Annotated in this window: 18 protein-coding genes; 8 read left to right on the top strand and 10 right to left on the bottom strand. The window is 62.8% G+C overall.

What is annotated here, in order from left to right; translation table 11 throughout:
* Positions 1 to 26: 26 nt before the first annotated feature.
* From ACO055_RS16190 to ACO055_RS16180, 3 genes are read right to left on the bottom strand one after another with little or no spacing between them, the layout of a single operon-like run.
* The gene (locus tag ACO055_RS16190; RefSeq protein ID WP_422059860.1) at positions 27 to 1211 is read right to left on the bottom strand and encodes an acyl-CoA dehydrogenase family protein; all 1185 of its coding nucleotides are present in this window, start codon (positions 1209 to 1211) and stop codon (positions 27 to 29) included.
* Positions 1208 to 2869 carry an AMP-binding protein gene (locus ACO055_RS16185; RefSeq protein WP_422059859.1) on the bottom strand — a complete coding sequence of 554 codons (1662 nt, stop codon included), beginning with the start codon at positions 2867 to 2869 and terminating at the stop codon, positions 1208 to 1210. The genes ACO055_RS16190 and ACO055_RS16185 overlap by 4 nt, the downstream gene beginning before the upstream one ends.
* Positions 2862 to 3617 carry an acetoacetate decarboxylase family protein gene (locus tag ACO055_RS16180; protein ID WP_422059858.1) on the bottom strand — a complete coding sequence of 252 codons (756 nt, stop codon included), beginning with the start codon at positions 3615 to 3617 and terminating at the stop codon, positions 2862 to 2864. The genes ACO055_RS16185 and ACO055_RS16180 overlap by 8 nt, the downstream gene beginning before the upstream one ends.
* A 315-nt stretch (positions 3618 to 3932) precedes the next feature.
* Between ACO055_RS16180 and ACO055_RS16175 the strand changes: the two genes are divergently transcribed.
* Positions 3933 to 5006, top strand: coding sequence for an AraC family transcriptional regulator ligand-binding domain-containing protein (locus ACO055_RS16175; RefSeq protein ID WP_422059857.1), 1074 nt, complete (start codon positions 3933 to 3935; stop codon positions 5004 to 5006).
* A 25-nt stretch (positions 5007 to 5031) separates the two neighbouring features.
* Here the strand turns inward: ACO055_RS16175 and ACO055_RS16170 are convergent, their stop codons facing one another.
* Entirely contained in the window at positions 5032 to 6306 is a 1275-nt protein-coding gene (locus ACO055_RS16170; protein WP_422059856.1) for a cytochrome P450, read from the bottom strand.
* Positions 6296 to 8554 carry a TonB-dependent receptor gene (locus tag ACO055_RS16165; RefSeq protein ID WP_422059855.1) on the bottom strand — a complete coding sequence of 753 codons (2259 nt, stop codon included), beginning with the start codon at positions 8552 to 8554 and terminating at the stop codon, positions 6296 to 6298. Before ACO055_RS16165 ends, ACO055_RS16170 begins: the two co-directional genes overlap by 11 nt.
* Positions 8555 to 8824: 270 nt before the next feature.
* Between ACO055_RS16165 and ACO055_RS16160 the strand changes: the two genes are divergently transcribed.
* From ACO055_RS16160 to ACO055_RS16135, 6 genes are read left to right on the top strand one after another with little or no spacing between them, the layout of a single operon-like run.
* A complete protein-coding gene (locus tag ACO055_RS16160; protein ID WP_422059854.1) occupies positions 8825 to 9343 on the top strand; it encodes a nuclear transport factor 2 family protein in 519 nt (172 codons plus the stop codon).
* A gap of 14 nt (positions 9344 to 9357) precedes the next feature.
* Positions 9358 to 10341 carry a thiamine pyrophosphate-dependent dehydrogenase E1 component subunit alpha gene (locus ACO055_RS16155; RefSeq protein ID WP_422059853.1) on the top strand — a complete coding sequence of 328 codons (984 nt, stop codon included), beginning with the start codon at positions 9358 to 9360 and terminating at the stop codon, positions 10339 to 10341.
* Complete coding sequence (locus ACO055_RS16150) at positions 10341 to 11324, top strand: alpha-ketoacid dehydrogenase subunit beta (RefSeq protein ID WP_422059852.1); 984 nt, start codon at positions 10341 to 10343, stop codon at positions 11322 to 11324. The genes ACO055_RS16155 and ACO055_RS16150 overlap by 1 nt, the downstream gene beginning before the upstream one ends.
* A gap of 14 nt (positions 11325 to 11338) precedes the next feature.
* A complete protein-coding gene (locus ACO055_RS16145; protein WP_422059851.1) occupies positions 11339 to 11569 on the top strand; it encodes a biotin/lipoyl-containing protein in 231 nt (76 codons plus the stop codon).
* Entirely contained in the window at positions 11570 to 12355 is a 786-nt protein-coding gene (locus ACO055_RS16140) for an SDR family NAD(P)-dependent oxidoreductase (protein ID WP_422059850.1), read from the top strand.
* Complete coding sequence (locus ACO055_RS16135) at positions 12356 to 13111, top strand: SDR family NAD(P)-dependent oxidoreductase (protein ID WP_422059849.1); 756 nt, start codon at positions 12356 to 12358, stop codon at positions 13109 to 13111. It abuts the gene before it with no gap.
* Positions 13112 to 13279: 168 nt separating this feature from the next.
* Here ACO055_RS16135 and ACO055_RS16130 read toward each other — a convergent pair whose 3' ends face one another.
* On the bottom strand, positions 13280 to 14086 hold the full coding sequence (locus tag ACO055_RS16130) for a hypothetical protein (RefSeq protein ID WP_422059848.1): 807 nt from the start codon (positions 14084 to 14086) through the stop codon (positions 13280 to 13282).
* Between the two features lie 268 nt (positions 14087 to 14354).
* Between ACO055_RS16130 and ACO055_RS16125 the strand changes: the two genes are divergently transcribed.
* The gene (locus ACO055_RS16125) at positions 14355 to 15296 is read left to right on the top strand and encodes a homocysteine S-methyltransferase family protein (protein WP_422059847.1); all 942 of its coding nucleotides are present in this window, start codon (positions 14355 to 14357) and stop codon (positions 15294 to 15296) included.
* A gap of 76 nt (positions 15297 to 15372) precedes the next feature.
* On the opposite strand, the gene rsgA is transcribed toward ACO055_RS16125, so the two are convergent.
* The 4 genes from rsgA to ACO055_RS16105 form a co-directional block, all read right to left on the bottom strand.
* The gene (gene rsgA, locus ACO055_RS16120; RefSeq protein WP_422059846.1) at positions 15373 to 16371 is read right to left on the bottom strand and encodes a ribosome small subunit-dependent GTPase A; all 999 of its coding nucleotides are present in this window, start codon (positions 16369 to 16371) and stop codon (positions 15373 to 15375) included.
* Positions 16372 to 16691: 320 nt separating this feature from the next.
* Entirely contained in the window at positions 16692 to 17471 is a 780-nt protein-coding gene (locus tag ACO055_RS16115) for an SDR family oxidoreductase (RefSeq protein WP_422059845.1), read from the bottom strand.
* Entirely contained in the window at positions 17468 to 18286 is an 819-nt protein-coding gene (locus tag ACO055_RS16110) for an SDR family oxidoreductase (protein ID WP_422059844.1), read from the bottom strand. Before ACO055_RS16110 ends, ACO055_RS16115 begins: the two co-directional genes overlap by 4 nt.
* The gene (locus tag ACO055_RS16105) at positions 18283 to 18672 is read right to left on the bottom strand and encodes an SDR family oxidoreductase (RefSeq protein WP_422059843.1); all 390 of its coding nucleotides are present in this window, start codon (positions 18670 to 18672) and stop codon (positions 18283 to 18285) included. The genes ACO055_RS16110 and ACO055_RS16105 overlap by 4 nt, the downstream gene beginning before the upstream one ends.
* Positions 18673 to 18726 lie beyond the last annotated feature (54 nt).

The following is an 18726-nucleotide window of genomic DNA, read 5'->3' as shown; positions in this document are numbered from 1 at the left end:
ACCTTTCTCTATCGTGCGCCGCCACTTCAACGGAACAGCGTGCTCCAGATGATGTTGCGCTGCACCTCGTCGGACCCGCCAAAGATCGTCGCCGCCCACCAATAGAGATATTGGGTCGTGCGCCCCGCCGCTGCGGGCGGTGCTCCGGCGGCCAGCGGCGCCTGGTCATCGGGCGCGAAGCGTGGCGCGACCTGCGGCCCGAGGATCGCCATTTCCAGGTCGGCGGCGCGCAGCAGATAGGCGGCGCCGCGGATCGAGATCGCCGACGCTGCGGCGCCCAGCGCCGGGCCTTCCTCGCCCGCCAGCACGCGCAGCACCGACCATTCGAGCGCGTCGACATCGATCGCAAGCCGCGCGTGGCGGCGGCGATATTCGCCGGCTTCGACCGCAGGCAGACCGCGACCAAACTCGTCGTCGATCAACGCCGGGATGCGCGCCAGATACCGGCGCAACATGCCCAGATAGGCGTTGTGCGTGCGCTCGTGGCCGAGCAGATATTTGGCCTGCGTCCAGCCCGCGTTGGGTTCGCCGATCAGGTAATGGGCGGGAACGCGAACGTCCTCGATGAAGACTTCGTTGACATGCGCGTCGCCGTCGATCGTGTCGATCGGGCGCACCGTCACGCCCGGCGCGTCCATCGGCATGATGATCATCGACAGCCCCGCCTGCGGTTTCACGTCGGGATCGGTCCGCGCGAGGCAGATCATATAGTCGGCCATATGGGCGTCGGTGGTCCATATCTTCTGTCCGGTGATGACATACTCATCGCCGTCGCGCACCGCGCGGGTGCGCAGGCTGGCCAGATCCGACCCCGCCTGCGGTTCCGAAAAGCCCTGGCAGAACCAGCAATCGCCCTTCAGCATCGGTTCCAGAAATTCGGCCTGGAGCGCTGGACTGCCAAAGCGGCAGAGCACCGGCCCCGCCATCGACATGGCGATCAGACTATATTCGGGCGCATTGGCAAGGCCGCATTCCAGCTCGAAGATATAGCGCTGGATCGGCGACCAGCCCGCCCCGCCGAATGCGCACGGCCAATTGGGTGCCGCCCACCCCTTCGCGTACAATTTCTGCTGCCAGGGATGCACCGTGGCACGCTTGTTGTGAAAGCCCCTCGCCTCGCGCGCTGCGAGTGCGGGGGGCAATTCGGCAGACAGAAAGGCGCGCACCTCGGCGCGGAACGCCTCATCCTCGGACGAGAAGGCCAGCTTCATGACGCCCTTTCCTTTTCCAGCACTTCGTCGGCGGCGATCAGCCGTAGCTGGTCCTTGCGGACCTTGCCCGACGCCGTCTTCGGGAGTTCGGCCACGATCATCAGATGCTCGGGCGTCTTCTGACGCGCGAGGCCTGCCGCGCTCACCAGCGCCGCCACGTCGGCAAGATCGATCGGTACATCCCGGGCGGGGACGACAAACGCGCAAATCGCTTCGCCGGTGCGTTTGCTCGGCATCGAAACGACGGCGACCTCCTCGATCAGCGATGACGCAAACAGCACATCCTCGATCTCGCGCGCGCTGATATTCTCGCCGGCCCGGATGATCAGATCCTTCTTGCGACCGGTACAGACGATATGATCGCCCTCGACGAGATGGCCGAGGTCGCCCATCCGGAAATAGCCTTCCTCGTCATACGCCTCTTCATTGTCTTCGGCGCGCGCATAGCCGAGCGCCATGCTGGGCTCGCGCGCCAATATTTCACCTTGTTCGCCCGGCGCCAGCGGCAGGCCGGTCACGACATCGACGATCTTCACCTCGCAATGGAGCAGGCGACCGTCGGTTTCGGCCGCCAGCCGAAGATCGTCGCGCGTCGCCGGGCCGGCGGTCATCGTCGGTGCCTCGGTCGCGCCGAAGGTGCGGAACGGGATGCAGTTCGGAAATTGCCGCGCCGCATCAAAAATCAGATCGGGCGGCACCGACGCGCCACCGCACAGAAAATAGCGCAGCGACGGTACCGTGTCGCCGCGTGCGCGAGCGACGCCGAGGAAATCCTGCAGAAAGGGCGTTGCGCCGAGCATGAAGGTACAGCGATGCGCCGTCACCAGATCGAGCGCACGCTCGGGTTCCCATATATCAACGATCACCGCGGGGACGTCGATGATCCACGGGGCGTTGAGCGCCCACAGAAAACCGCTGACGTGCGTGACCGGCGAGGGCGAAAAAATGCTGTCGTCGGCGCCGAGCGCCATGGCGGCGGCCATCTTGACCGAATCCGCTCCGATGCTGTTGTGCGAATGAAGCACGCCCTTGGGGCGGCCGGTCGTCCCCGACGTATACATCAGCAGTTTCACCGCGTCGGGGTCGACCCGTCGATCGGTGGCGAGCGGCTCCGCTGCCAGTATCGCGCCGAAGTTCTGCGACCCCTCGCCCACGCCGCGGACGACGATCACCTCGGGCGCGGCGGCAAGACCGGGCGCGATCCGCACCATCATCGCCGCATAGTCGAAACCCCGGAACGTCGACGGCACGAACATCAGCCGACTTCGCGATTCATTGAGCATGTACGTGACTTCGGCGTCGCGATTGATCGGGACGATCGGGTTGACGACCACACCCGTCATCGCGGCGGCGAGGTTGATCACCGAACATTCCCACCAGTTGGGCAGCTGAAACGATACGACGTCGCCCGGCTGCAACCCGACGATGTCGAAATAGCCTGCGAGCCGCCGGGCACGATCATACAGATCGCCGCAGCTCAGCCGGTCCTCACCGTCGATCAGCAGGATGCGTCCCGGATCGGCCGCCACCCGCTCGGCGGCGAAATCGGCAATTGTGCGGTTGGTCCAGTCGCCACCGCGGACCGCTCGTTCGGCGCGCGCGGAATCCCAGCGCGTGCGCCAGCCCCCGACGTCCTGACGATAGGCCTGGTCAGCCATGAAGGCGCTGCGTCGCGGTGCGGTCGATTTCAGCGCTCCCCTCGGCGACAAAGGCCCGGCGACGCGCCACCACGGGCACATCGGCCAGCGCATCGACAACCCGTGCCGACAGCGGCGCGTCGCGGAAAGCGGGGCGATGAAAGCGAATATCGCCGTCGCCCGACCAGGCGCGACGGTAGTTCCAGCGCATGACATTCACCATCGGATGGTCGGCGTCGGGTTCGGCTCCGTCGCCGGGGATCAGCTTCCAGCCATAGGTCCGTACCTCGCCGGCGCTCTGGTTCACCCGCGCCAGCGCATCGTCGGACAAGGGGCGAAGGCCGGAAACCTGGCCTTCGACCAGCACCGCATCATATTCGGCGGCGCGAAAACGACGGCTGTCGTCGTCCTTTTCGATCGCGTCCATCGTCGCCGGCAATTTCGCGAAGCCCATGAATTCGCGGCCGCTGATCAGCGCGCCGGGTTCGGTCACCCACATCACCGGCGCAAAGCCCGACGGCCGATCGCTGTCGCCGTGCAGCGCGCTCACCGAAACGACGATCTCGCGGTATCCGCGGCCGCCCAGATAATCGACGTCCTGATAATCGATGCGCGTGACGGTGACGACGGGTTGCCCGGCAGCGCGGAAGAAACGCGGCAACAGGCGCTCGGCGGCGGCGACGCTGGTCTCGAAACTGATCGATACGACTTCGGCAAAGGGTATCAGGCTGCGATCGGGCACCGCACTGGGACCGAAAAGAGCTGGCATATCAAATCGCTGCGTTGCCAAAACGACGCTCCTCTCGACCGCAAAACCTGTATCACCGCGAGCATAAGCGAGCGGCCCTGGCGCATCTTGGCGGCGCGCGACATTGACCTGACATCCTGCGACCTGCGCCGCGAAAAACCGCCGGTTTCGCGACGCGCATCGCGGCATCATCATCCTATGCCGCATGTCGGGCAATATCTTGATTTTTGACGACAAAGAGCAGATGATTCGCGTCGTAACGGAACGCGGCGATTCCTCGCAAACGACGGTCCGGACAAGAAATGGCGCCGCGAACGCGGCGTCTGGGAGAGCAAAATGGCTAGCACTGCAAAGCTTCTCGAGAGCGATCACGACGATGCCGGCATCAAGACGGCGCTGGTCCGCGCGGACATCCTGCGTCTGTATCCGGAGGTCGTAAGCCGGCTTGGCGGCGACCCCGAACCCCTGCTGGCAAAAGAGAATATCTCGCCGGAAATCTTTGGCCAGACGGGGGCGATGATATCCTATCGGCGCGCTATACGGCTGTTGCACCGGACGGCGATCGAGCTGCAACGCCCCGACTTCGGAATGGCATTTGCGTCGCATCAGGGCGGCACCGCGGTTCTTGGCCCGCTCGAGGTCGCGATGTCGAACGCGCCGACGCTCGGCGATGCCTATCGGTATTGCGCCGACCATCTGCGGACCTACAGCCTGGCCAGCGAATTGACGCTCGAGAACGAGCGCGGCAGCGGCCGACCCTATATCCGTTGGGAGATTTGCCTCGATCGGCTGCCGCATCAGGAACAGGCGATCGAACAGGGCATGGCGCTGATGCACCATGCGATTCTCGCGCTGTCGGGCGGCAGCGTGCGCGCCCGCGAAGTCTGGTTCGGGCATGACTATATTTCGGCGCCGACGCGCTATGCCCAATATTTCGGTGCGCGGGTGGAAATGAATGCGCCGTTCAATGCGATCTTCCTCAATCGCGCCGACTTGGCCGCCCCGATCGCCAATCGCAGCCAGCAGCTCTATGACATGGCGACATCCTTCATCGACACGCAGTTTCCGGATTCGGCAAGGCCCCTGTCCGGGCGCGTGCGATCGGTCGCGGCCCGGCTGTTGTCGCACGGCGGCAGTCTGCACATCGACGTCGCGGCCGCGATCGGCATGCATCCCCGCACGATGCAGCGGCGGCTCAGCGAGGAAGGTGTGAGCTTTGAGGACATCAAGGACGAGGTGCGACGCGAAGCGGCCATCCGCTATCTCGGCCAGCCCACCATCCCGCTGACGCGCGTCGCCGCAATGCTGGGTTACAGCGAGCCGTCGGTGCTGACCCGCAGCTGCCACCGCTGGTTCGGCGCCAGTCCGCGCAAGTTTCGCAAGGACATGTCGGCCGACGTCGAACTCTGACGGACTTGGCCAGGATCAGGCGGGGTCAGACGGGGTCGAAAGCGATTTCGAGCCGGCTGGGGCCAAAGGCAAAGAAATGCGCCTGCCACGACACGCCATCCTCGCCGCGCGCCAGGCGCAGGTTTTTCATGCGCTGGAGCATGCGGTCGATCGTGATGCGCAGCTCGCCGCGCGCGAGCAGGTTGCCGACGCAGAAATGGGGACCGACGCCAAAGGCGAAATGCCGCCGCGCGTTGGTCCGCCTGATGTCGAAACGATTGGGGTCGGGGAATACGGCAGGGTCGTAATTGCCCGCGCCAAAGCGCAGCACGATGATCGAATCCTTCGCGATCGGCACGCCGCCAATCTCGGTATCGCACGTCGCGCGGCGCCACAGCCCCTGCACCGGCGCCGACGTTCGCAAGACCTCTTCGACGAAATTGGCGATGAGCGACGGATCGGCGCGAAGCTCGTCTTCCAGACCCGGCGTCGTCGCGATCCGATGCATCGCGCTGGCAACGGCGCCGACCGTCGTGTCGCTTCCTGCCGGCAGCATCTGTTCGACGATCTGGATGATCTCCTCGATCGTCAGGCGTTTGCCGTCGACGTCGGCGTGGACCAGGTCGTTCAGGATACAGGGGCGCGGAACCTTGCGATATTCCTCGATCCGTTCGACCAGGAACTGCTGCAATTCGCAAATGGTGTGCGTGATCTCGACCTGCCGCTCTTCGCCGTTGTTGGGATCGGCTTCCTGGACGATCGCATCGGCCCAGCGCTTGAAATCGGCAAACCGCTCGCGCGGCAGCCCGATCTGGTCCGACAGCACATGGTTGGGGATCTTGACCGCTAGATCATAATAGAAATCAGCCTCCCCCCCCCCAATGACCCCGTCGACCATCTCGTCGACCACGCCAGCCAGATACTCCTCCATCCGCTTGACGCTCGACACAGTGAACACCTTGTCGACGAGCGAGCGGTGAAAGCTGTGGACAGGCGGATCGGCGACGACCAGCGCGGTTACCGGCAGATACCCTTTTTCGCGATAGATGGCGTCGATCCGTTCCTGATACGGCGCCGTCTTGACCAGCAATTGCCCCGTCACGCTCGAAAAGGTCTTGGTATCCATCGCAGCCTTGCGGATATCGTCATAGCCGGTGACGATGTGGAAGCCGTTTGATTTGTCGTAATAGACGGGTCCCCGGCTTCGGATCTCCTCATAGGCCGCAAAGGGGCAACGCTGGATATCGGGGTCGTTGAAACTGATCTCCGGCGTCACGCCTTGCTCCTCTTCGTCGCTGCCGGCTTCACCGTCAGAAATCATATCCCACGGTGATGCCGAACTCGCGCGGTTCTTCATAGGTGGCGCGTGCGGCGCCGGCCGAAATGGTCGTCGAACTGAACGATTTGGCGTTGGTCAGGTTGTGCACCCACAGCGCGATCCGCAGCCCGCTATTATCGGGCTTGTACGCAATCTCGGTCGCCACGCGGGCATAGGCGCCCTGAACCAGCAGATCGAACGCGTCATAGGGCAGATATTTGCTCGAGTAATGGACGCTGGGCGTGATCGTCAGATCACCGGTGCCGACGCGGCCGGTATAAGTGATGCTGGCGACGGCGCTGACCTTCGGTGCGCGGACCAGCCGCTGGCCGCTGACATCGGCGACCACCGAAGGAAGCCCGCCAGCCGTGACGACCGGCTGATAACCTGCGGCGTTGGGGAAGCTGCGGAAATCGGCCTTGGGCATCCATGTCACCCCGCCGCGCGCGCTGAGCGACGAGCCGAGATTTACGGTCCCGTCGAATTCCACGCCAAAGATGCGCGCAGATGCGGCGTTGGTCGGGATGATCGTCGTCCCGGTAAACGACTGAATCTGCAAATCTTTGTAATCATAAAAGAATGCTGCAAGGTTCAGCGAATATCCGGGCTGTGCCGTCTTGTATCCGACCTCGTAAGCCGTGATCTTTTCGGGGTTGACCGGATCGCCGACTGTCAAGATCGGAAGGATGCCGCTCTTGAAGCCCTTGCTGAAGGTTGCATAGATATTGCTGCGACCGTCGAGCGCATAGCGAAGGCCAAGCCGTGGCGTAAAGCTGTCCCAGCTCGGGTTCGCAAAGTTGGTGAAGGGCGAACCGAAGAAGGTAATATAGCCTTTCTTCTTCTCATAGCTGTAGCGCAGACCCGCGGTCAGCGTGAGCTGGTCCGTAAGGTCGACATCGGCCTGTGCGAAGATGCCATAGGCACGCGTCTTGACGCGCGTGGTCGCGATTAACAGCGGATTGTAGACGACGGCCGGTGCACCGGGTTGCGCTCCGCCGCTGAAGTCGCTGATAACCCCTGACAGATCGCCGTTGCTGCTGAAGAAGTTGCCACCCACGACGAATTTCACGCTGCCCATCTGTTCGGACGTGAACAGCAAATCCTGCAGGAAATTGTCATTGGGCTGCGTATCGGCAAAAGCGATGCACGCGAAGGTCATGGGCGCCGCCGCAAGACATTGCGGCGAATAGGAGGCGTCGACGTCAACCCGTTCGCGGTGACGACTGAGCGTGTAACTGGTCGTCGACGTCAGCGTCCCAGCACCCGTGTCGATATCGACCTTCAGTGCGCCGCCATAATTCTTGATCTCGGTCAGCGGATCGGGCGCGTCGTAAGCGTATTCGAAAGGCCGCGTACCGAATACGGCGTCGGGATAGAAAGCGCCTGCGGTCAGGCCGCCGACCGGCAGGCCCGCGCTGCCATGATCGCTTTTGCGGTGCATATAATAACCGCTGAGCAGGATCGACACCGTCTCGGTCGGAGTAAACAGCAACTTCCCGCGCAGCGTGACCGATTTCACCCAATCCATACGGTCCGAGCCATAGGCATTCTGGATCGCCGTCGGCAGGCGGTCATAGACGATATTCGTCGAATAGCCGTCGACATCGCGATAGGCGAAGGACAGACTGGCCGCGAGCTTGTCGGCGACGATCGGCCCGCTCACATACCCCTTCACACCCAGATCATAGGACGACCGGCTCGATCCCGAACCATCGTATAAGCCCGCGGTTGCCGAAATGCTGCCCGTCGGAGTGAAGCTCGGCGTCTTGGTGAAGATCTGGATCGCACCGCCGGTCGAGTTCCGTCCAAACAGCGTGCCTTGCGGCCCCTTGGACACTTCGATCCGCTCAACATCGGGCAGGTCGATCGAAGCGCCAGCCTGCGTTCCCTCGTAAACGCCGTCGATGTACAGAGCGATCGGATTGTCCGAGCCCGGACCAGTCACAAGCGTCGTAATGCCGCGCAGCGCCGGCTGCACGAAATTGCCCTGCGCCTGGAACGTCAGGCCTGGCGTCACGGCACCAAGATCGCGCAAATTGTCGACGCCCGCGGTCTCGAGCTGCTCACCACTTTGCACAACAACCGAGATCGGCACGTCCTGAAGCCGTTCGGCACGGCGCTGGGCCAGCACGATGATCTCGTTGCTGTCATTCGTCGCCGTCGCATCGGCTGGCGGTGCCGCGACCTGTGCCCAAGCGGGCGCTGTCGACGACAGCAGCACGAGCGCGACGCTTCCGAGTTTGAACCTCATCATTTTCCTCCCCAACCGAGCTCTTCTTTTTGGTCGCTCTTTTGATCCCTGATCAGCGAATAATGAATTTGCCACCCACCGCGCGTCTTTATCTTTGACGACAAAATCCCGATTGCAGGCGGTCGGTATCGGTCGCGTCCAAAGCCTGTTTTCGTGGCCAACGCGGTACGGATCGAGATTGTCGTTCCGAGCGCAAAAATTGTCGCGACCCGTCAAGATGCGCTCCGAACACACATTCTAACGTTGTCAGCAAGGGAAGAGGTTTGAAACATGCAGGAAAATCTGGACGAGATTCTGAGCCATCAGCGCATCCGACGGGTGCTGGAACGCTATTGCCGCGGCATCGATCGGCTCGACGCCGAGGCGCTGGCCAGCGTCTATTGGGAAGATGCCCATGACAATCATGGCATCTATAATGGTCCCGCGCCCGGCTTCGCCGAATTCATCATTCCCTATATGCGCGAACACTGGACCTCGACCACCCACATGATCGGCCAGTCGAACATCGAGGTAGCGGGCAACCGCGCGGCGGCGGAGACCGTCTTTATCGCGCACCACATCCGGCCCGATGGCGAGGGCATCGCCGACGATGTCGCGGGGGGCCGCTATGCCGATGTCCTCGAACGTCGAGACGGTGAATGGCGTTTGCTCGACCGCGTCGTCGTGATGGACTGGGTCTATACCCACGCCGGGCTCGCAAGCAGCGCGATCGATCCCGACGTCTTCGTGATCGGCCAGCGCGACGCCGTCGATTTTGGCTACCGGCCCTACGCCCGGCTTCGCGACTGAAGGACGCTCGCACCATGACGAACCGAACCGATCCCGATACCGCAACGCTTGTGGCGATCTACCGGCGCATGGCGCTGATCAAGGCCAATGACGAGCGCTCGCGCAAGGTGATCATGACGGGCCGGCTCGTCATGCCCTATTATTCGCCGCGCGGGCAGGAAGTCATCCCCAGCGCCGTGTCGGCCAATCTCAACGACAGCGACTATATCTGCACCATCTATCGCGGGACGCACGACATGCTGGCAAAGGGCGTGCCGCTGAAGGATCTGTGGGCCGAGCTTGCGGGCCGCGTCACCGGTACGTGCAAGGGCAAGGGCGGGCCGATGCACATCACCCACCCGAAATCCGGGGTCATGGTGACGACCGGAATCGTCGGCAGTTCGATGCCGATCGCCAATGGCCTTGCCTGGTCGTCGCAGCTCAAGGGCGACGGCCGGGTCACGGTCGCCTATTTCGGCGACGGCGCTTCGAATATCGGGGCGTTCCATGAGGCGCTCAATCTGGCATCGGTGTGGAAACTGCCCGTCGTTTTCGTGTGCCAGAATAACGAATGGGGCGAGCACACCGCCTATGCGAAGGCGACGTCGGCGGCGCGCGTCGCCGACCGCGCGGCATCCTATTCGATGCCGGGTATCCGCGTCGACGGCAACGACGTGCTCGACACCTATGCCGCGGCGCGCGACGCTATTGCGCGCGCGCGCAACGGCGAAGGCCCGACTTTGATCGAAGCGATGACCTATCGCTTCCACGGCCATATCTTCGGCGATGCCGACGCCTATATGGACCCCGAGCGCAAACGGGCTGCGATAGCGGCAGACCCCGTCCCGCGCTTCCGCGCCTGGCTGATCGCCCAAGAGCACACCACCGAGGCCGATCTTGCTGCGTTGGAAGCAGCCATCGACGCCGAGATCGACGAAGCGATCGATTATGCGCTGGCGAGCGATTATCCCGATGTCGCCGAACTCGGGCGCGATGTCTTCGCGGCGGAGGCGGCTTGATGGGCAACATCACGATCCTGGAAGGCATCAACCGCGCGCTCGCCGATGCAATGGAAGCCGACGAAAGCGTGTTGATCCTGGGCGAAGATGTCGCCGACCCCGAGGATGGCGGCGTCCTTGGCGTCACCAAGGGACTCTCGACGCGCTTTGGCGATCACCGTGTGCGCTCGACCCCGATCGCCGAACAGGCGATCGTCGGCGCCGCGATCGGCGTGTCGCTGGGCGGCTTCAAACCCGTCGCAGAGATCATGCTGATGAACTTCACGACCGTCGCGATGGACATGATCGTCAACCATGCAGCAAAGCTTCGCTTCATGTCGGGCGGACAGACCAACGTCCCGATCGTGATCCGCACGATGACCGGAAGCGGCTTTTCCAACGGCGGTCAGCACAGCGACTATCTGGAAGCCTGGTTCGCTCATACGGCGGGGATCAAGGTCGTGGCGCCTTCGAACCCGAGCGATGCCTATGGCCTGTTGCGGAGTGCGATCGATGATCCCGACCCCGTGATCTTCATCGAGAATCTGCCGACCTATTTCACCAAGGGCGAAGCGCCCGAAAGCGGCCATTACGTACCCATCGGCAAGGCCCGTATCGTGCGCGAGGGCACCGACGTGACGATCGTCGCCTATGCCAGGATGGTGCAGGAAGCGACCGCGGCAGCCGAAGCGCTCGCGAAGCAAGGCATATCGGCCGAATTGATCGACCTGCGCAGCATCGCCCCCTGGGACCGCGAAGCGGTGCTGGCATCGGTAGAAAAAACCGGGCGCGCGCTGGTCGTCCACGAAGCCGTGACCCCGTTCGGCGCGGGGGCCGAGATCAGTTCGGTGATCCACGAAAATCTGTTCCATGCACTCAAGGCGCCGGTCCAACGACTGGGCGGGGCCTTTTGTCCCGTTCCCTTCTCGCAGCCGCTCGAGGCCGCCTTCGCGCCCGGCGCCGCCGCCATCGAGGCGGCGGCGGTGGCGCTGCTCGCACAATAAAGGAAAGCCCAGTCATGGCGGTTGAAGTCTTGTTGCCTAAGATCGGTTTCTCGATGAACGAAGGAGAACTGGTCGAATGGCTTGTTGCCGATGGCGGCCAGGCTGTCGAAGGCCAGCCGCTCTACGCCCTCGAGAGCGAGAAATCGACGCAAGAGGTCGAGAGTCCGGCGACCGGAACCTTGCGTATCCGCGCGACGATTGGCGAGACCTATCAGGTCGGCGCCGTCCTGGCGGTCATCGAATAGGTGGGCCGGCTCGCAGGCAAAATCGCGCTGATCTCTGGCGGCGCAAGCGGTCTCGGTGCGGCGCAGGCTCAGCTCTTTGCGCGTGAAGGTGCGCGGGTCGTGGTGGGCGATATCCAGCTCGATGCCGGCCAGAGTATCGTCGACGGCATCGTCGCGGCGGGCGGCGAAGCGGCTTTCACGCCGTTAGACGTCACGCGCGCCGACAGCTGGCTGCAGGCGATGCGCTTCGCCGTCGAACAGTTCGGCGGACTGACCACGCTGGTCAACAACGCCGGCATTTTCCGCATGGGCGGGGTGCGCACCACCACCCCCGAAATCTGGTCCGATGTGATCGCCGTCAACCAGACGGGAACGCTTCTGGGCATGCAGGCTGCTGCTTCCGAACTGATCAAGGCGGGCAGCGCTGCGATCGTCAACATCGCGTCGATCTATGCGATTACCCCCAGCCCCGACGCGCTGTCGTACCACGCCTCGAAGAGCGCGGTCCGCATGATGAGCCGTGCGGCAGCGCTCGAATTCGCGCGGCAAGGCATCAGGGTCAACACCATCCTCCCCGGACGGATCGACACGCCGATCGCAGGGCATATCGCGCCCGAGCAACTGGCAGCGGTCAACGCGCGGATTCCCATGGGATGGACGGGCGACCCGATCGATATCGCGCACGGCGTCCTCTATTTCGCTTCCGATGATGCGCGTTATGTTACCGGAGCGGAGCTGATCATCGACGGCGGCTGGTATGCCGGGGCCGGATCGATGATCGACGCGCCGGAACCGGAAGGAAGCTAGATGGAAATCGACGGCGTCGTAGCTATTGTCACGGGCGGCGGATCGGGGCTTGGCGCCGCGACGGCAAAGCTCCTCGCGGCACGAGGCGCCAAGGTCGCGATCCTCGACCGCGACCCGATAGCCGGCGAAAGGAGCGCCACGGAAGCCGGCGCCTTTTTCGCCCAATGCGACGTGACGAGCGAAGCGAGCGTGGAGGCCGCGCTTGCCGCAGCCGAGGCGCGGCACGGCATCGGCCGCATCCTCGTCAATTGCGCCGGCGTCTCGGATCTTGTCAAAACCGTCGACGATGACGGCAGGCCGCATTCGCTCGAGGTGTTTCGGCGGATCATCGACATCAACCTGGTCGGAACTTTCAACACCCTGTCACAGTTCGCGGCCAGGCTATGCGCCGCCGACCCGATCGGCGAAGAGCGTGGCGTGATTGTGAACACATCGTCGATCGCCGCATTCGACGGGATCGCCGGACAGGCGGCCTATGGCGCATCGAAGAACGCGATCGTCGGAATGTCGTTGCCAATCGCGCGCGATCTCGCGCCCCACAAGATCAGAATTGTCGCCATCGCACCGGGCACGTTCCTGAGCCCAATGGTCGAAGCATTGCCGAAATCGTACAAGGATGCGCTCGCCGCGGCCGTCCCGCATCCTAATCGGCTAGGCCGTCTGGAAGAATTCGCAGAATTCGTCTGGACGATCATCAGAAGTCCGATGGTGAACGGTACTTGCATCCGCTTCGATGGCGCTGCCCGGCTGCAGTAAATGCCGACGATGATCCGCTGCCATTTTTGCGTCGGCAACGGGCCGCATGCGGACCGGTAGCTTCCGGTCATCAATACCCGATAGCTGCCGTTCGCGAGAATCTCGGGTGGATGACGTAAGGCGACGAAAACCAGAAAACGGATCTGAAACGGCCTGCCAAGCTAATTATCAGTTCGCTGCAGCAGCGTTGCGGGCCACCAAGCGCGCGCCAGTGGCCCATCCGTGCCACGCAATCCCGAGGCCCGCCAATCCCGTCAGCACCAGCAGGATTGGGAGGTTCACTTGAGAAAGGCGGCCGAAAATCACAGCCCATTCGGGGATCCGACCCAGGGTCTCGAACATAATTTCCTGCGCGGCGATGAATCCTGCAGCGATCAGGAACGGCTGGCCATGTTTCGGCGCCTCGCGGTAGAGGTAAAGCGCGATGCCGAAAGCGATGACGTTTCCGCCCGCCATGGCGTAGGAAAAATTCTCTTCGGGTTTGAGAAACGGAATCAGGATCGCCAGCAATCGGAAGCCGATCGGAGATATGACAAACAGCAGGGTACCGAGCATGTAGCGAGCGTGGAGATGAATATTGTAGCGGTATTTGAGTCCGCCCCAGAACAGCAGGGCGAATGCGATATTGGCAAGCGGGTCGAAGAAGCCAAACTGCGCAAGCTGCCTGCCTTCCAAGCTCACGAAATCACCGGACACTGTTGTCGCTTCCACATGGACGACCCACATTCCGGCAGTCAGGAAGAATGGGAATAGCACGAAGATTGCGAGTCCCGCCTTGCGGTGCAAGCCAATTTGACCGTGATGAATTGTCCAACTCTGCACGACGGCGAGGATCATCCACAGAACCGCGCTGGCGGCATGATAATGGTGGGCCAGCTTTTTCTCTGGCAACTTCGAGAAATATCCGGGCCAGAACGCGGCAAAAGTGAGCGCTAGCAGTATCAGCACCCAGATCCAGGCGTTGCGAAAAGGCATGTCCCCCTCCTGTCGCCGGAAACCTCGCATCTTGGAACGGCTAGCACAAGCAGGATGATCTGAGTGCGCTCGCTCAACCAGCTCCTCTTCGCAACCTTTTTGGCCCGTCTTGGCGACGAGGTCGCGGCGCACCTGCTACCGCCGATGACCCCTTGCGGCCATTCCGCTCTCTATAAGAACCGGCACAAAGCGAACGCCAACATCAGCGCAAGCTTCAATCGCATTTCCAAACGCGCTAGACCGACATTGCCCAAGCAAGGAGATGGTCATGCCTGGATTTGCACCGCAGCGCGACAACGTCTTCTATTTGACCGAAGGCGGCCAGGAGACCGAAATTCAATACCGTCACGGGCACGACCTGCCCGAGTTCGCCATGTATCCACTGCTGGACGATGCGGCCGCTATGGCGGACCTGACAGCAATGTATGCCCGGGTGCTCGACGTTGCTGCCGAACATGGCTTTTCCGCAATGATCAGCGGCCTCGATTATCGCGCGAGCCCGGATTGGGGCGAGAAACTCGGCTACTCGCGGGAGCGCCTCGCGGAAGCGCTAGAACAGTCGATCGCATTCCTGCGGACCGTGGCTCTGCCATATGAAGGCCGGGTTCCGGAAATCCTGATCGGCGGGATGCTCGGTCCGAGAGGCGATGCCTATTCGCTCAACCACACGATCACTGCCGTCGAAGCCGAGGATTATCACAGCTTTCAACTCCAAACTCTGAAGCGGGCCGAGGTCGACTTCGTGAGCGCGGTGACATTCAACAACGTCCCCGAGGCGATCGGAGTCGCGCGCGCTGCCGCTCGGATCGGCGTGCCGCTAAGCATATCGTTCACTCTCGACAGCAACCATCGCCTCAAAGCGGGCCCAAGCCTGAAGGAAGCGATCGAAATCGTCGATGCAGAAGCGGGCGACGCAAGGCCGGACTTTTACGGCATCAACTGCTCGCACCCGTTGGAATTCGAACCTGCGCTTGAACCCGGGGAATGGATTCGTCGGATCCGCAGCTTGCGCCCTAACGCCAGCGCCAAGGACAAGATCGACTTGTGTCAACTCGGCCATCTCGACGACGGTGACCCCGTTGACCTCGGGCGCCGCATCGGAGCGCTGGCCGAGCGTTATCCGCACATCGACATCTTCGGCGGTTGTTGCGGAACATGGGCGCCCCATCTCGATCAGATGGCTCGCAACATCGGTAAGACGCCGCGTTAGCTACAGCGCATATTGGCCGCCAGCGGACTGACAGTTTTGACAGACAGAATAGCGAATGCGGACGGTACCGCTGTAGTTACCGGGGCCGCTTCGCGCGACGCTTCGTGCTGACACCGTCCTCGATCGCGAGTTTCTGCCAGCGGCCAAAACGGGCCGATGACAGCGTGCCCTCCGCGATCGCGGCTCGGACTGCGCAGCCGGGTTCACGCCCGTGCGCACAATCCGAGAAACGGCAGCGCTGCGCCACCAGGATGAAATCATCGAAAACCTCGGATATTCCTTCGGCCGCGTCGGACAGTTGAAGTTCACGCATGCCGGGCGTGTCGAGCAGCCAACCGCCCTGATCGAGGCGGTGCATCTCTCGGACGGTCGTTGTGTGGCGCCCCGTGCCATCCCCGGCGCGGATCGCCTGAGTAGCGATGCTCTGCGAGCCCCGCAACGTATTGACCAAAGTCGATTTGCCGACGCCCGAGGATCCTAGAAGCGCGACGGTTTCGCCCCTGCCGCACCATGAAGCGAGGCGGGCGACACTGGCGGGATCGCGAGCATTGATGGTTTCGACGCGCAACCCCTGCTGTATCGCGCGCGCCGAGGCGGCGAAGGTCTCCGGCGTATCGGTCAGGTCCGTCTTGGTGAGAACGACGATCGGGTTAACACCCACCTCGCGTGCTAGTACCAAGTAGCGTTCCAGCCGCGCGACGCTGAAATCCTGATTGCACGAGGCCACGATGAATAGCGTATCGACGTTGGCGGCAATCATCTGCTCTTTGCGCGGATCGCCCGGCGCGCGCCGTTTGAACAGATTCATCCGACGAAGGACACGCACCGGTTCCGCCGTGCCGCGATCGATGATCAGCCAGTCGCCGACCGTGGGATGGTCGTCCAAGGGACCGGCGCCGGGAATATATGGGGAGATGAAACGCTGCGCGCCAGCGCCCGCGACGGCAATTTTACCGCGATGAACAGCCATCACCCGCACAGGTTGGCATTGTCCTGCCTCCTCGCTGGTGAGCTGTTCACTGAACCCGGTTGTCCAGCCGAGCTCCTCCAAGGTTTCGCCAGTCAATTGCGCCAAGCTGCGGAAGCCTCCTTCTTCGAACCAACAAATCCTTCCCCGCTTTGGTCGATAGGCCGGGCTCTGCTATATGGTGTTCGTTGATCGGATAGCGAGGGGGCAAAGAGCACATGGCCCGTCCTCGCCGTATTACAGGTAGTACCGCTGCTTCTCGTCGTGATTGACCCCACACTATTCTGGCCGATCGGACTCGATGGAGGGCGCGACTTGGGTCGGCCGGTTTCGGCCCGGCGGCTTCTAGCGCGAAAACCGGGAAACCAGACCTTACCTCAAGTTTTGCGTGTCGTGGGCTCCCGCCGGTCCCCGGCATGCCCGCCCTGCTAGACTTGCGAAAAACCTCCGTCGATCAGGAACTCGCTGCACGTCACGAAACTGGCGGCTTCGGACAACAGGTAAACGACGCCGCCGCCCAGCTCGTCGGGCCGTCCCATGCGACCGATGGGATGGGCGAGCTTGATCCCGGCTTCGGCTGCCTCGATCGATGGCGCCGCGCCCAGCTCGACATAGCGCGCCATGATGCTGCTGAGCATGCCGGTGTCGATGCCGCCAGGATGAACGCTGTTGCAGCGGATATTATAGCCGAGCGCGGCAAATTCGGCGCCCATGCACTTGGACAGCATCTTCACCGCAGCCTTGCTGGTACAGTAGGCCGCGTTGAACGCCGCGCCGCGAAGCCCCCCGACGCTGGAGAAGTTGACGATCGAGGCGCCGCTAGTCCGCGCCTTGCCGCCTTCCTTCAACAGCGGCAGCAGCGTCTGCGTTCCGATGATGACGCTGTCGACATTGACCGCGTTGATCCGGTGCCATTCGACCAGGGGGCTGTCCTCGATCCTGGCGACGATCGAGATGCCGGCGTTGTGGACCAGCCCGTCGAGACGGCCCCAGCGACTGGCGATCTCGTCCGCCACGCGCTGCCAGTCGGCCGCGCTCGTCACATCATGGCGGAAATAGGCGTCGCATTCGACCTCGGGTGCCGCATCGGCGAGGTCGGTGGCGACGACGATGGCGCGGGCGGCTTTCAGCGATTTGCACAGTTCGCGGCCGATGCCGCCATTGGCACCGGTGACGAGCGCGACGACATTATCGAGGGCGATCGTCATTGTGCGGTCCACCCTCCGTCCATGACCAGCTCGGCGCCGGTCATATAGGCGCTGTCGGCGCTAGCGAGGAAGAAAGCGCCGGCTGCCAATTCGGCGGGCTCGGCGAGCCGCCCCATCGGCGTCGCGCCCGACACCGCGTCCATCAGATCCTGCTTCTTGTCGGCAAAGCCGCTATCGACCCAACGCTGGAACCCTGCATCCAGCAAGGGGGTCACGACGAAGCCCGGGTGGAGCGAGTTGGCGCGGATGGCCATCCGCTTCTGCGCGAATTCGATTGCGATGCCCTTGGTGAACATCCGCACCGCCCCTTTTGAGGCGTTATAGGCCGAGACCTCGTTATAGCCGACGAGCCCCATGATCGAGCTGACATTGATGATCGAGGCGCCGCCCGTGACAGCTTTGCCGCTCTCGGCCATCATCGGCACGAAGGTCTTGACGCCCAGGAACACGCCATCGACGTTGATGTCCATGATCCGCCGCCAGCCCTCCATGCTCAACGTCTCGACCGCACCGGTCAGATCGGTGCCGGCATTGTTGACAAGAATGTGGAGCGCGCCGTGCCGGTCCCGCACCACATCGCGCGCGCGCTGCCAGTCCTCTTCCCTGGTGACATTAGCCTGGATATAGCTGGCCGCGTGTCCCAGCCGATCCATTACATTGCTCGCAATGTCGCTGTCGGGTGCGTCAAGGTCGGAGAGGATGACCTCGGCCCCCTCGGCCAGAAACCGTTCGGCGCAGGCAAGGCCGATACCCCGCAATCCCCCCGAGATGAAAGCAACCCTGCCCGTCAGTCGCTGTGCGCCCAGTTCGTTCATACGCCGATCGTCCCTGTTGTTGTGGCCCAGTCCATCACATACTCCCGGCCCGAAATGAACGCCGCCGCGTCGGAGGCGAGATATCCCGCCAGCCCTGCAACATCGTCGACGGTCGCCATCCACTTCGGCATCGGCATGCCATCATAAGCCGCGCGCAGCGCTTCGGGCGGGCCCGATGCTTCGATCGGATTGTCGATCAGTGTAGCCTTGACCACGCCTCGGATAATCGCATCAACTCGGATCCGATAGCCGATGTTGCCGTACCGTACCGCTGCCGTTTTAGTCAGTGTGACGACTTCCGCCTCACACCAAGCATTGCTGCACGAGCGGCGACGCACTGCATCGCGGCGAGCACCGGGCGCGCAGATCTGCTCGTCGCTCAGCATGAGACTCGGTCCGATGCGGACTCGTCTCGTTGGCGTCGCCCAACCGGGTCTTTA

Source organism: Sphingopyxis sp. (assembly GCF_965227415.1).
In the GTDB taxonomy this organism is placed as follows: Bacteria; Pseudomonadota; Alphaproteobacteria; order Sphingomonadales; family Sphingomonadaceae; genus Sphingopyxis.
Note: the sequence above shows the minus strand (reverse complement) of the source record. Positions and strands in the feature narration are given on the sequence as shown.